The organism is Paraburkholderia sp. RL17-347-BIC-D, assembly GCF_046027915.1.
GTDB lineage: Bacteria > Pseudomonadota > Gammaproteobacteria > Burkholderiales > Burkholderiaceae > Paraburkholderia.
The window spans coordinates 1-13,781 of the sequence record NZ_JARESS010000065.1; the positions used below are offsets into that span (position 1 = coordinate 1).

Here is a 13,781-nt window from a genome sequence, read left to right on the forward strand (position 1 = left end):
TTTGACAAGCGTATTAACGATGCTTGAACACCGGTTTGCGCTTCTCCACGAACGCGGCCATACCTTCCTTCTGATCTTCGGTAGCGAAGAGCGAATGGAACAGGCGCCGCTCGAAATGCACGCCTTCCGCGAGCGTCGTTTCGTAGGCGCGATTGACCGATTCCTTCACCATCATTACCGCCGGCAGAGGGAATTCCGCGATCGTCGCAGCAGCAGCCACCGCCTCGTCCACCAAAGAAGCAGCCGGAATCACACGCGACACCAATCCGGCGCGCTCAGCTTCGGCGGCATCCATGAACCGCGCGGTCAGGCAGAGGTCCATCGCCTTCGCCTTGGAGACGGCGCGCGGCAAGCGCTGCGTACCGCCAGCGCCCGGCATGATGCCGAGCTTGATTTCCGGCTGGCCGAACTTTGCCGTGTCGGCGGCGAAAATGATGTCGCACATCATCGCCAACTCGCAGCCGCCGCCGAGCGCGAACCCGGCCACTGCGGCAATGATCGGCTTGCGAATGGAGCGAACAGTTTCCCAGTTGCGGGTGATGTAGTCACCCTTATAGACATCCATATAGGTATAGGTGGACATCATGCCGATGTCGGCACCGGCCGCGAACGCTTTTTCACTGCCCGTGACCACGATCGCGCCGATCGCGTCGTCCGCATCGAACTCGCGCAGCGCCGTCCCCAACTCGTCCATCAACGCGTCATTCAGAGCGTTCAACGCCTTCGGACGATTCAACATGATCAAGCCGACTCGTCCCCGCGTCTCAACCAGAATGTTCTCGTAAGCCATGCCGCCTCCCAAGGGTAGAAAAATTGCGCGCGAAAACACTTCGCGCGGCCATCTTAATAATGCTACCATTCACCAACCAACCGGTCGGTCAATTATTCGACAGGCTTTTCCCAACGTACAGCCAAGCCCCTCTGCCATGACACATCCGCTATTCACCAAGCACGAAGACACGCTGCAAAAGGCACTCACCGCGGTTGAAACGCGCGGCTACTGGAGCCCGTTCGTCGAAATGCCCAGTCCGAAAGTGTACGGGGAAACGGCCAACGCGGACGGCGAAGCCGCATTCAAAGCGCACCTCAACGCAACGTTCCAGCTGGACCAACCGTCGACGGGCGAAACCGTCGGCGCCGAAGTCTCACCGTTCGGATTCCCGCTCGGCGTGCGCTATCCGAAGGCCGACCCCGCCGCTCTGATCGCGGCCGCCGCCGCCGCCCAGCGCGACTGGCGCGCGGCGGGCCCGCGGGCATGGATCGGCGTGTGCCTCGAAATCCTTGCCCGCGTGAATCGCGCCAGCTTCGAAATCGGCTACAGCGTGATGCACACGACCGGTCAGGCGTTCATGATGGCCTTCCAAGCCGGCGGCCCGCACGCGCAAGACCGCGCGCTTGAAGCCGTCGTGTACGCATGGGACCAATTGCGCCGCATTCCCGGCGACGCCCATTGGGAAAAGCCGCAAGGCAAGAACCCGCCGCTCGCCATGCACAAGCGTTACACCGTTGTGCCGCGCGGCACCGGCCTCGTGCTCGGCTGCTGCACCTTCCCGACGTGGAACGGCTATCCGGGCCTCTTCGCCGATCTGGCCACCGGCAACACGGTCATCGTCAAACCGCACCCGGGCGCAATTCTGCCGCTCGCGCTGACCGTGCGAATTGCGCGTGACGTTTTGCGCGAAGCGGGATTCGATCCGAACGTCGTTACCTTGCTGGCCACCGAACCGAACGACGGTGCACTCGTCCAAGACTTGGCCCTGCGCCCGGAAATCAAACTCATCGACTTCACGGGCAGCACGCAAAACGGCACGTGGCTCGAGCGCAATGCGCATCAGGCGCAGGTCTACACCGAAAAAGCCGGCGTGAACCAGATCGTGATCGACTCGGTCGACGACATCAAGGCCGCCGCCCGCAACATCGCCTTCTCGCTCGCGCTGTACTCGGGCCAGATGTGCACCGCGCCGCAAAACATCTATGTGCCGCGCGGCGGCATCCGCACTGCGGAAGGCACGCTCGGTTTTGACGAAGTCGCTCAAGCCATTGCCGGCGCCGTGCAAAAACTCGTGGCCGACCCGGCTCGCGCTGTCGAACTACTCGGCGCGATTCAGAACGAAGGCGTGACTCAACGCATCGACGATGCCGCAAAACTCGGCCGCGTGCTCGTCGAGAGCCTGACGCTCGAACATCCCGCATTTGCCGCGGCCCGCGTGCGCACGCCGCTCGTGCTTCAACTGGATGCCGCCACCGACCAAGCACAGTTCACCAAAGAATGGTTCGGCCCGATCTCGTTCGTGATCGCGACGGACTCGACTGCGCAGTCGCTCGATCTCGCCGGCGCGATCGCCGCCGAGCACGGTGCGCTGACGCTGTCGGTGTACAGCACGGACGACGCGGTGCTGGAAGAAGCGCACGAAGCATCGATCCGCGGTGGTGTGGCCTTGTCGATCAATTTGACCGGCGGTGTGTTCGTCAATCAGTCGGCAGCCTTTTCCGACTTCCACGGCACGGGCGCGAACCCGGCGGCCAATGCCGCGCTGGCGGACGCCGCCTTCGTATCGAATCGCTTCCGCGTAGTTCAAAGCCGGGTTCATGTTGAACCGAAAGCGGCGCCGGCGGTAGCTGGCTGAATGGCATAAGACAAAACACGGCTTCGTCCTATGCCGTTTGGCCGAATGGACCTGGCTGTGCACCCAAACTAACATGAGACATCGGATCGGCACCTCACGCCGATCCGCCCCAGCAGGAATCCATATGAACGACGCCTTCATTTGCGATGCGATTCGCACTCCAATCGGCCGCTACGGCGGCGCCCTGAAAGATGTCCGCGCCGACGACCTCGGCGCGGTGCCGATCAAGGCGCTGATCGAACGCAATCCCGGCGTCGACTGGCGCGCTCTCGACGACGTCATTTATGGCTGCGCGAACCAGGCCGGCGAAGACAATCGCAACGTCGCCCGTATGTCCGCGTTGCTGGCCGGCTTGCCCACCGAAGCACCCGGCGCAACCATCAACCGCTTGTGCGGATCGGGTATGGACGCGGTCGGCACCGCGGCGCGCGCCATCAAGGCGGGGGAAGCACGCCTGATGATCGCCGGCGGCGTCGAAAGCATGACGCGTGCGCCGTTCGTCATGGGCAAGGCGACTAGCGCGTTCTCGCGTCAGGCCGACATTTACGACACGACCATCGGCTGGCGCTTCATCAATCCGCTGATGAAACGTCAGTACGGCGTCGATTCAATGCCTGAGACCGCGGAAAACGTTGCCGTCGAATTCAGCGTGAGCCGTGCTGATCAGGACGCGTTTGCGCTGGCGAGCCAGCAAAAAGCCGCTCGGGCCCAGCAGGACGGCACGCTGGCCCAAGAAATTGTCGGCGTCGACATCGCGCAGAAGAAGGGTGACCCCGTACGCGTGCTGCTCGATGAACACCCGCGCGAAACTTCGCTCGAAAGTTTGGGCAAGCTCAAGGGCGTGGTCCGTCCGGACGGCAGCGTGACGGCCGGCAATGCGTCGGGCGTGAACGACGGCGCGTGCGCACTGTTGCTCGCAAACCAGCAGGCCGCCGATCAATACGGACTGCGTCGCCGCGCCCGCGTGGTGGGCATGGCAACAGCAGGCGTCGAGCCGCGCATCATGGGTATCGGTCCGGCGCCGGCCACGCAAAAGCTGTTGAAGCAACTCGGCATGACGCTCGAACAGCTCGATGTGATCGAGTTGAACGAAGCCTTCGCATCGCAAGGCCTGGCTGTTCTGCGCACGCTCGGTCTGCGCGACAACGACCCGCGCGTCAACCCGAACGGCGGAGCCATTGCGCTTGGTCATCCGCTGGGCGCATCAGGCGCGCGTTTGATCACGACCGCGTTGTACCAGTTGGAACGGACCAATGGCCGCTTTGCGCTTTGCACAATGTGCATCGGCGTAGGCCAGGGCATCGCGCTGGTCATCGAGCGAATCTGAGGTCGACGCCACAGCGCGCATCGGTCAAAGAGACTTTGAGGAGACACCCAATGTCATATGAAGCGATTCGACTGGACATCGACGCGTCGAGCCATGTCGCAACCATCACGCTGAACCGGCCGGACAAACTCAACAGCTTCACGCGCGCGATGCATCAGGAATTGAGCGCCGCGCTCGACGAGGTCGAAACGTCCGGCGCCCGCGCGCTTGTGCTCACCGGCGCGGGCCGCGGCTTTTGCGCCGGCCAGGATCTCGCCGACCTCGACTTCACGCCAGGCGCCATGACCGATCTGGGCGAACTGATCGAGCAACATTTCAATCCGCTGATTCGCCGCCTGCAAGCTTTGCCGCTGCCGGTCATCGCTGCGGTGAACGGCACGGCCGCCGGCGCGGGCGCCAATCTCGCGCTCGCGTGCGACCTCGTCCTCGCGGCTCGCTCCGCCAGCTTCATTCAGGCGTTCGTGAAGATCGGCCTCGTGCCGGACTCGGGCGGCACATGGTTCCTGCCGCAGCGCGTCGGCATGGCTCGCGCGTTAGGGCTCGCCATCACCGGCGACAAACTCAGCGCGGAAAAAGCCGAAAGCTGGGGCTTGATCTGGCAAGCAGTCGACGACGCGGAACTCGCCGCCATTGCGGCGAAACTTGCGACTCAACTTGCGCAACAACCCACGCGCGCCATCGCCGCAATCAAGCAGGCCATGCGGAAGGGCGCGACGCAAACGCTCGACCAGCAACTCGATCTCGAACGCGATTTGCAACGTCAACTGGGTGCTTCCCACGACTACGCAGAAGGCGTGCAAGCCTTTGTTGAAAAGCGCGCGCCGCGCTTCGAGGGCCGCTGACATGTCCGCTCAAGCCAACCATCCCAATCAGATGACACCCGACGAACTCGCCCGCGCGACTGCTGCTGCAATGTACGAGAACGACGCGTGCAGCCGCGCGCTCGGCCTCGAAATCGTCGAAGTACGCCCCGGATACGCGCGCCTGCGCATGGCCGTACGTGAGGACTTTCTGAACGGCCATCAGATTTGCCACGGCGGCCTGATTTTCACGCTCGCAGATTCGACCTTTGCGTTCGCCTGCAACACGTACAACATCAACACGGTTGCCGCCGGATGCTCGATCGAGTTTCTGCGGCCCGTGCGAGGGGGCGACGTGCTGACAGCGGAAGCCGTCGAGCAGACGCTGAGTGGCCGAACCGGCATCTACGACATTCGCGTGACGAACCGTGCCGAAGAAACCGTTGCAATGTTCCGCGGCAAATCGGCGCAAATCAAAGGCAATCTGATTCCGACAGGCGAGTGATAACAGCAACCTCGCAGCAAACGCTATAACTCCGAGACACCACGCAGCAAACCAATGACAGATTCGCGGCCCAGTAGCGGCTCTTCGCCGCCACACCGCTAAACAGCAGCCAGCCCCAGGTTTTTGCGCGCAAGCGCGCGTATTTCAGACCCAAGCATTGAGGCAGCAAGGAGACATTCGATGACCACCGCCCTTCCGCTCGATCCGATCGAGACCGCCAGCCGCGACGAACTTGCCGCGCTTCAACTTGAACGGCTTAAATGGTCGTTGAACCACGCTTATGAAAACTCGCCGGTTTATCGACACAAATTCGACGAAGCCGGGGTTCATCCGAGCGAAGTGAAAACCCTCGCGGACCTGGCGCGGTTCCCCTTCACCACCAAGAAGGATCTGCGCGACAGCTACCCGTTCGGTATGTTCGCCGTGCCTCAGGAACAGATTTCACGGATTCACGCATCGTCCGGTACCACGGGTAAGCCGACCGTCGTGGGCTACACCGCGCGCGACATCGACACGTGGGCGAATCTCGTCGCGCGTTCGATCCGCGCCGCCGGTGCGAAGCGTGGCGACAAGGTTCACGTGAGCTATGGCTACGGCCTGTTCACGGGCGGTCTCGGCGCGCACTACGGCGCCGAACGCGCGGGGCTCACTGTGATCCCGTTCGGTGGTGGCCAGACCGAAAAGCAGGTGCAACTGATCCAGGACTTCCGGCCGGACATCATCATGGTGACGCCGAGCTACATGCTCTCCATTGCCGACGAACTCGAGCGTCAAGGCATCGACCCGGCCAATTGTTCGCTGCGCCTCGGCATCTTCGGCGCGGAACCGTGGACCAACGACATGCGTCAGGCAATCGAAAAGCGCATGGGCATCGATGCTGTCGACATCTATGGCCTGTCCGAAGTGATGGGCCCGGGTGTGGCGTCTGAGTGCGTGGAAACGAAAGACGGCCCGACCATCTGGGAAGATCATTTCTATCCCGAGATCATCGATCCCGAAACCGGCGAGGTGCTGCCGGACGGCGAACTCGGCGAATTGGTGTTCACGTCGCTGACCAAAGAGGCGCTGCCGATCATCCGTTACCGGACGCGCGACCTGACGCGCCTATTGCCGGGCAGCGCCCGCACCATGCGTCGGATGGAAAAGATCACCGGCCGCTCGGACGACATGATGATCGTGCGCGGCGTGAACGTGTTCCCGACGCAGATCGAGGAACTGCTGCTCAAGCAGCACGCGCTCGCGCCGCACTATCAGATCGTGCTGACCAAGGAAGGCCCGCTCGACGTGTTGACGTTGAACGTCGAACCTTGCCCGGAATCGGCGCCGGATACGGCCGCGTTGAACACGGCCAAGCAGGCGTTGACCTATGACATCAAGGCGCTGATCGGCGTGAGCGCGGTGGTGAACGTGCTGGGTGTGAACGGGATCGAGCGTTCGGTCGGCAAGGCGCGGCGCGTGGTGGACAAGCGCAAGTCGGGGCTGTAACAAGCAGGAAGTAACGCGCGGCGCGGCGGACCCGCACCGCGCCACGCGCTACTCAACCCTCAAGAATTCGGCAGCAACAGCCACATCCGGCCGCCCTGCTTCATCTTGCCGGCCAGATCGCCGGCGTCGTCGCCGAGGCCCCAGAAATAATCGGCGCGCACGCCGCCCTTGATCGCGGAACCCGTGTCTTGCGCGAAGACGAGGCGATTCATCGGCGAGTTCGTCAACGGACGCGTGGTCTGCAAAAACACCGGCGTACCAAGTGGAATCGACGTCGGATCGACTGCAATCGACCGCTCCGGCGTTAGCGGCACACCCAGCGCGCCGATTGGGCCGTCCGCGCCGCCGCTCGGCACGCTTTCGCCGGAAGGCATCTCGCGGAAAAAAACGAAGCGCGGATTCGTATCGAGCAACGCATCGACGCGCGTCGGGTTCGCGCGTGCCCACGCCTTGATGCCCTGCATGGTCGCCTGCGCGGGCGTCAGTTCGCCGCGATCCAGCAGCCAACGTCCGATCGACTTGTACGGCTGATTGTTGGTACCGCCGAAGCCCAGACGCATGACGCTGCCGTCTTCCATCACGATGCGCCCGGACCCCTGCACCTGCAGGAAGAAAGCTTCGATCGGATCATCGACCCACACGAGTTCGTTACCGTTGAGCACACCTGCGCGTTCGAGTTGCGCACGCGCCGGCAGCGGCGCGCCCGCGCGATAACTCGCCGGCCAGCGATACAACGCGGTCTGATACACACCGTGCCGCGTACGCGAACCACGCAGCAAGGGCTCGTAGTAGCCCGTGACGAGACCGTCGAGGGTGCCGTCGGTATTCGCTAACTGGAATGGCGTGAAATAGGCTTCAAAAAAAGCCCGCGCACTGGTGACGTCGAGGTCGTCGATTTGCGAGGCTGCGGCACATGCGCGCGCCCAGTTCGGTTGACGTGCGAGCCTCACGCAGTTTTGCCGCAACGCGGCCGTTGCGCCTATCAACGAGTCGTCCTGCCAACCCGGCACTTGCTGCCACGCAACGGCGGTCAGTCGTGTCGCGGCGATCTGTCCGGGTATGATCGCGGCACCCGTGGGGGGCGAAACCGAAGGCCGGATCGCTCCGCCGCCACCGCAGGACGCCAGCATCACCGCAACCGAAAGCGCTCCGAGCCATGCTCCGGCCGTGCGGACAAAACGCATACAATGTTCGTTCTTGATGGAAACCGCCATGTCTGATCTGTTCGACGAATACCCGATGCTCATCTTCGCGCTGGAATCGCTCCTCGCGCTCTTCCTGCTCGTCTTTATCGTTGTGTGGACGTCGTCCGGCAAGAAGAAAGCGGCGCGCGCCAACGCGAGTGAACAGCAAAAGCAGCAAAAATCGCAGTAATGCTGCGCGCTTAACCGCGCATTGAGCTTCTTAAAGACCGCGGGCCACGCCCTCGGTTCAATGCAAGGTGCGCGGCATGCGCAAGATGAACTCCGGCACTGGCGCTTCGAAACGCTCGCCGTCCTCGGCCACGCAGAAGTATTCCCCGCGCATGGTGCCGACCGGCGTGGCAATCACCGCCCAACTCGTGTACTCGAAATGCTCGCCCGGTTTGAGCAACGGCTGGTGCCCGACCACGCCCAGGCCCTTCACTTCCTGCACGTTCTTGTCGCTGTCGGTGATCACCCAATGGCGCGCGATCAATTGCGCGGGCACCTGGCCGGTGTTACGGATAGTCAGCGTGTATGCGAACGCATACTGGCGGCGCTCCGGGTCCGACTCTTCGGGCAGATATTGCACCTGCGCCGAGACGCTGAATTCGTACTGGCTCATCCTGATTCCGGTCTGCTGAAACGGGGTGTGAAAAATCGCGGGAAAGCCCGAACGCCAATGGTTTGCGGGCGCATTGGCGAAGCGGCGCTGATGGTTTTGGCATTCTGCTTGATGCGCGGCACGCCCGCAACCGGACAAATCCCTTTGGACAAGAGCGAGTAAGGCGTTTTGTCGCATTCGCCGCTCAAACGACGAGCCGCCCCCGAATGCACCCGTGAACCGGAACGCCCGCGCACAAAACGGTAAAATGGCGCTTTCCCGCTTGCCTCCGCCCCCGCCATGACGCAATTCCGCATCGCTCCAAGCATTCTGTCAGCCGACTTCGCCCGCCTTGGCGAGGAAGTCCGCAACGTCGTCGCCGCTGGCGCCGACTGGATTCACTTCGACGTGATGGACAACCATTACGTGCCGAACCTTACTATCGGGCCGCTCGTCTGCGAAGCGATCCGCCCGCATGTCGACGTGCCGATCGACGTGCATCTGATGGTGCGTCCGGTCGACCGCATCGTCCCGGACTTCGCCAAGGCCGGCGCGAACCTGATCAGCTTTCACCCGGAAGGCTCGGACCATATCGACCGCACGCTGTCGCTGATCCGCGACCACGGCTGCAAGGCCGGCCTGGTGTTCAACCCGGCCACGTCGCTGAATTATCTGGATCACGTGATGGATAAGCTCGATCTTGTGCTGATCATGTCGGTGAATCCGGGCTTCGGCGGGCAGTCGTTCATTCCGGAAGCGCTCAACAAGCTGCGCGAAGCGCGCAAGCGGATCGACGCCTACAAGGAACGCACCGGCCGGCAGATCTTCCTGGAAGTAGACGGCGGCGTGAAGGTCGACAACATCGCTGAAATCGCGGCGGCCGGCGCGGACACCTTCGTCGCCGGTTCGGCAATTTTCGGCCAGCCCGACCACAAGGTCGTGATCGAAAAGATGCGCGCGGCGCTCGCCAACATTCAGCACTGAGCACTTGTAAGCAACATGACTACTCCGTTCCCCGCTCCGACCTTCACCAGCCCACGCCTGCAAGCCGCGATCATCGACCTGGACGGCACGATGATCGATACCGCCGACGACTTCACCGCCGGCCTGAACGGCATGCTCGCGCAACTCGACGCAGAAGAAACGTCGCGCGAGGAGGTGGTCGGTTATGTGGGCAAGGGTTCAGAGCATCTGATCCGCAGCGTGCTGGCGCCGCGCTTCGAAACGGAGCATGCGCAAGACCGCTTCGACGAAGCGCTCGCGATCTATCAGGAGGAGTACGCGAAGATCAACGGCACGCACACGCGGCTTTATCCCGATGTCGAAGCCGGCCTGATCGCCATGCGCGAGGCCGGTCTCAAACTCGCCTGCGTGACCAACAAGCCGCACCGGTTCGCAGTGGAGTTGCTGCAGCAGTATGGGCTCGCGCAGTATTTCAGCGTCGTGATCGGCGGCGACAGCCTGGCGAAAAAGAAGCCGGATCCGCTGCCCATGCTGACCGCCGCGGCACAACTGGGCGTCGAACCGCGAGCCACGGTGGCCATCGGCGATTCGGAAAACGACGCGCTGGCGGGCCGCGCGGCGGGCATGGCGACGCTCACGGTGCCGTACGGCTACAACCACGGCCAAGCTATACAAACAATAAAATCCGATGGTATAGTTGACTCGCTGCTCGGCGCCGCCAAGGCGATCGCAGCGCACCATTCCACGACTTGAAAAGTCCTTCATCCTCATGTTTCTGAATAAAAAACGGAGTCTGATTAGCATCGACCGGGGAGCCTGGCCCTGGCGTCGCTGGTCGCGCTAACCTCGCCTGAGGTACGCTGAAGCTCGTCTTCGGCAACCGTTTTTTACTTCGCTGCGCTCACGCGTTTTTTCCATCATCTTGTTTCGCTGCATCGGTTGATTCGGCCTGCGTGTACCCGCAAAGTACATCTGTGCGCTGAAATCCCTTGCACGCGTCGATGGGAAACTCGCGCCGGTCGGTATCATCGTGTCGATACGTCGAACCAACGCCTGACCGGCCGCGCAATGACCCGCTTTGTCCGACGCACACTGCCGCCGGACCACCGTACAGGATCGGAACATGACCGAACTCGAATTCCAGTCCCTCGCCAATGAGGGCTTCAACCGCATTCCGCTGATCGCCGAAGCGCTCGCCGACCTCGAAACGCCGCTCTCTCTGTACCTGAAGCTCGCGCAAAGCGAGCGCAACGGCGCGAACTCGTTCCTGCTGGAGTCGGTGGTGGGCGGCGAACGTTTCGGCCGCTATTCGTTCATCGGCCTGCCGGCGCGCACGCTGCTGCGCACTCGTAACGGCGTGTCGGAAGTGGTGCGTGACGGCAAGGTCGTCGAAACACACGAGGGCGACCCGCTCGAATTCATCCAGCAATTCCAGGGCCGCTTCAAAGTGGCGCAGCGCCCCGGCTTGCCGCGTTTCGCGGGCGGTCTGGCCGGTTATTTCGGTTACGACGCGGTGCGCTACATCGAGAAAAAGCTCGCGCACACGGCACCGAAAGACGATCTGAATCTGCCCGACATCCAGTTGCTGCTGACTGAGGAAGTCGCGGTGATCGACAACCTCGCGGGCAAGCTCTATCTGGTGGTCTACTCCGATCCGACGCAGCCCGAGGCGTACACGAAAGCCAAACAGCGGCTGCGCGAACTGCGCCAGCGTTTGCGCACCACCGTGCAACCGCCGGTCACGTCGGCGAGCGTGCGCACCGAGACCTACCGCGAATTCGCCAAAGACGATTACCTGGCGGCCGTGCGCAAGGCGAAGGAATACATCGCCGCTGGCGAACTGATGCAGGTGCAGGTCGGCCAGCGCCTGATCAAGCCGTACCGCGACAATCCGCTCTCGCTGTACCGCGCGCTGCGCTCGCTGAATCCGTCGCCGTATATGTATTACTACAACTTCGGCGACTTCCACGTGGTAGGCGCATCGCCGGAAATCCTGGTGCGCCAGGAAAAGCGCAGCGAGGATCGCATCGTCACGATCCGGCCGCTCGCCGGCACGCGTCCGCGCGGCAATACGCCGGAACGCGATGCGGAACTCGCCACCGAGCTGCTGAACGACCCGAAGGAAATCGCCGAACACGTCATGCTGATCGACCTCGCGCGTAACGACGTAGGCCGCATCGCGCAAATCGGCTCGGTGGTCGTCACCGACAAGATGGTGATCGAAAAGTACTCGCACGTGCAGCACATCGTGAGTTCGGTCGAAGGCAAGCTGAAACCCGGCACCACCAATTTCGACGTGCTGCGCGCCACCTTCCCGGCCGGCACGCTGTCGGGCGCGCCGAAGGTCCGCGCGATGGAATTGATCGACGAACTGGAGCCCGTGAAGCGCGGCCTGTACGGTGGTGCGGTCGGCTATCTGTCGTTCACCGGCGAAATGGATCTGGCCATCACGATCCGCACCGGCGTGATCGCGAACGGCAATCTGTATGTGCAGGCGGCAGCGGGTGTAGTCGCGGATTCGGTGCCGGAATCCGAATGGCAAGAGACCGAGAACAAGGCGCGCGCCGTGTTGCGCGCCGCCGAACAGGTTCAAGACGGCCTCGATAGCGACTTCTGACCGGAGACACACCATGCTGCTAATGATCGACAACTACGACTCGTTCACCTACAACCTGGTGCAATACTTCGGCGAACTCGGCGAAGACGTGCGCACCTATCGGAACGACGAAATCACGCTGGACGAAATCGCGAAGCTCAACCCCGAGCGCATCTGCCTGTCGCCCGGTCCGAGCAATCCGCAACATGCCGGCATCACGCTCGACGTGCTGCGTGAATTCGCCGGCAAGACGCCGATTCTCGGTGTCTGTCTCGGCCATCAGGCGATCGGCGAGGCTTTCGGCGGGCGCGTGGTGCGCGCGCAAACCATCATGCACGGCAAGGTCAGCACGATCGAAACCGACTGCAAAGGCGTGTTCGCCGACCTGCCGAAGCATTTCGTCGTGACCCGCTACCACTCGCTCGCGATCGAACGCGAATCGCTGCCCGACTGCCTCGAAGTATCGGCATGGACCGAAGACGGCGAGATCATGGGTGTGCGCCACAAGGAACTGGCCGTGGAAGGCGTGCAGTTCCATCCGGAATCGATCCTGTCCGAACACGGCCACGCGCTGCTCGAAAACTTCGTGAAGCAGTCGAAGCTCGCGAGCGCGCAAACGTCCAACCGCAACGCTTGATGAAGAGAGACGACATCATGTCGATTACGCCACAGGAAGCGCTGCAACGGACCATCGAGCACCGCGAGATTTTCCACGACGAAATGCTGCACCTGATGCGGCTCATCATGCGCGGCGAACTTTCGCCGGTGATGGCGGCCGCGATCATCACCGGTTTGCGCGTCAAAAAAGAGACCATCGGCGAAATCACCGCCGCCGCCACGGTGATGCGTGAATTCGCCCGGCACGTCGACGTGCCGGACAACTCGAACTTCGTCGATATCGTCGGTACCGGCGGCGACGGCTCGCATACCTTCAACATTTCCACGGCGACCATGTTCGTCTCCGCCGCGGCCGGCGCGAAGGTCGCGAAGCACGGTGGCCGCGGCGTGTCGAGCAAGTCGGGCAGCGCAGACGTGCTCGAAGCGCTCGGCGTGAATATCGATCTGCAGCCGGAACACGTGGCGGCGTCGATTGCCGAAACCGGCATGGGCTTCATGTTCGCGCCGAACCATCATCCGGCCATGAAGAACATCGCGCCGGTGCGCCGCGAACTCGGCGTGCGGACCATCTTCAATATTCTCGGGCCACTGACCAATCCGGCCGGCGCGCCCAATCAACTGATGGGCGTGTTCCACGGGGACCTCGTCGGCATTCAGGTGCGCGTGATGCAGCGCCTCGGCGCGAAGCACGTGCTGGTGGTGTACGGTATGGACGGCATGGACGAGGTCTCGCTCGGCGCGGCAACGCAAGTCGGCGAACTGCGCGACGGCCAGATCCACGAGTACGAAATTCACCCGGAAGACTTCGGCATGCAGATGGTGTCGAACCGCACGCTGAAAGTGGCCGACGCCACCGAATCGAAAGCAATGCTGCTCGAAGCGCTCGACAACAAGCCGGGCGTCGCCCGCGAGATCGTCACGCTGAATGCGGGCACTGCCCTGTATTCGGCGAACGTGGCTTCGTCGATCGCGGACGGCATCCAGTTGGCGCGCGAAGCGATCGCGAGCGGCAAGGCCCGCGCGAAAGTCGACGAGCTGGTCCGTTTCACCCAGCAATTCAAGCAGTAATCACGTA

Annotated in this window: 14 protein-coding genes; 11 read left to right on the forward strand and 3 right to left on the reverse strand. The window is 62.6% G+C overall.

What is annotated here, in order from left to right; genetic code table 11:
* Positions 1 to 13: 13 nt before the first annotated feature.
* Complete coding sequence (locus P0D96_RS42035; RefSeq protein ID WP_408287003.1) at positions 14 to 790, reverse strand: enoyl-CoA hydratase; 777 nt, start codon at positions 788 to 790, stop codon at positions 14 to 16.
* A gap of 136 nt (positions 791 to 926) precedes the next feature.
* Between P0D96_RS42035 and paaN the strand changes: the two genes are divergently transcribed.
* From paaN to paaK, 5 genes are all read left to right on the forward strand, one after another.
* On the forward strand, positions 927 to 2,627 hold the full coding sequence (paaN, locus tag P0D96_RS42040) for a phenylacetic acid degradation protein PaaN (RefSeq protein ID WP_408319762.1): 1,701 nt from the start codon (positions 927 to 929) through the stop codon (positions 2,625 to 2,627).
* 124 nt (positions 2,628 to 2,751) lie between these two features.
* Positions 2,752 to 3,954 carry a 3-oxoadipyl-CoA thiolase gene (gene pcaF, locus P0D96_RS42045; protein ID WP_408179115.1) on the forward strand — a complete coding sequence of 401 codons (1,203 nt, stop codon included), beginning with the start codon at positions 2,752 to 2,754 and terminating at the stop codon, positions 3,952 to 3,954.
* Between the two features lie 50 nt (positions 3,955 to 4,004).
* A complete protein-coding gene (gene paaG / locus P0D96_RS42050; protein ID WP_408287000.1) occupies positions 4,005 to 4,796 on the forward strand; it encodes a 2-(1,2-epoxy-1,2-dihydrophenyl)acetyl-CoA isomerase PaaG in 792 nt (263 codons plus the stop codon).
* A 1-nt stretch (position 4,797) separates the two neighbouring features.
* A complete protein-coding gene (gene paaI, locus P0D96_RS42055) occupies positions 4,798 to 5,259 on the forward strand; it encodes a hydroxyphenylacetyl-CoA thioesterase PaaI (RefSeq protein WP_408286998.1) in 462 nt (153 codons plus the stop codon).
* Positions 5,260 to 5,439: 180 nt separating this feature from the next.
* A complete protein-coding gene (gene paaK / locus P0D96_RS42060) occupies positions 5,440 to 6,744 on the forward strand; it encodes a phenylacetate--CoA ligase PaaK (protein ID WP_408286996.1) in 1,305 nt (434 codons plus the stop codon).
* Positions 6,745 to 6,803: 59 nt separating this feature from the next.
* On the opposite strand, the gene mltA is transcribed toward paaK, so the two are convergent.
* The gene (mltA, locus tag P0D96_RS42065) at positions 6,804 to 7,928 is read right to left on the reverse strand and encodes a murein transglycosylase A (RefSeq protein ID WP_408179110.1); all 1,125 of its coding nucleotides are present in this window, start codon (positions 7,926 to 7,928) and stop codon (positions 6,804 to 6,806) included.
* Between the two features lie 28 nt (positions 7,929 to 7,956).
* On the opposite strand from mltA, the gene P0D96_RS42070 reads away from it, so the two are divergent.
* A complete protein-coding gene (locus P0D96_RS42070) occupies positions 7,957 to 8,118 on the forward strand; it encodes a hypothetical protein (RefSeq protein WP_012434443.1) in 162 nt (53 codons plus the stop codon).
* A 57-nt stretch (positions 8,119 to 8,175) separates the two neighbouring features.
* Here the strand turns inward: P0D96_RS42070 and apaG are convergent, their stop codons facing one another.
* Positions 8,176 to 8,550: a Co2+/Mg2+ efflux facilitator ApaG/CorD gene (gene apaG / locus P0D96_RS42075; protein WP_132376796.1), complete on the reverse strand. Its 375-nt coding sequence runs from the start codon at positions 8,548 to 8,550 to the stop codon at positions 8,176 to 8,178.
* A gap of 279 nt (positions 8,551 to 8,829) precedes the next feature.
* Here apaG and rpe point away from each other — a divergent pair, with 279 nt between their 5' ends.
* From rpe to trpD, 5 genes are all read left to right on the forward strand, one after another.
* Positions 8,830 to 9,513 (forward strand): ribulose-phosphate 3-epimerase, encoded by a 684-nt coding sequence (rpe, locus tag P0D96_RS42080; RefSeq protein WP_310813776.1) that lies wholly within the window; start codon positions 8,830 to 8,832, stop codon positions 9,511 to 9,513.
* Positions 9,514 to 9,528: 15 nt separating this feature from the next.
* Positions 9,529 to 10,245 (forward strand): phosphoglycolate phosphatase, encoded by a 717-nt coding sequence (locus P0D96_RS42085; RefSeq protein ID WP_132376794.1) that lies wholly within the window; start codon positions 9,529 to 9,531, stop codon positions 10,243 to 10,245.
* Positions 10,246 to 10,615: 370 nt separating this feature from the next.
* A complete protein-coding gene (gene trpE / locus P0D96_RS42090) occupies positions 10,616 to 12,109 on the forward strand; it encodes an anthranilate synthase component I (protein ID WP_408319764.1) in 1,494 nt (497 codons plus the stop codon).
* 13 nt (positions 12,110 to 12,122) lie between these two features.
* Positions 12,123 to 12,725 carry an aminodeoxychorismate/anthranilate synthase component II gene (locus P0D96_RS42095; protein ID WP_132376792.1) on the forward strand — a complete coding sequence of 201 codons (603 nt, stop codon included), beginning with the start codon at positions 12,123 to 12,125 and terminating at the stop codon, positions 12,723 to 12,725.
* A gap of 17 nt (positions 12,726 to 12,742) precedes the next feature.
* Positions 12,743 to 13,774, forward strand: a complete 1,032-nt coding sequence (gene trpD, locus P0D96_RS42100) for an anthranilate phosphoribosyltransferase (protein WP_408319776.1) — start codon at positions 12,743 to 12,745, stop codon at positions 13,772 to 13,774.
* The last annotated feature ends 7 nt before the right edge of the window (positions 13,775 to 13,781 follow it).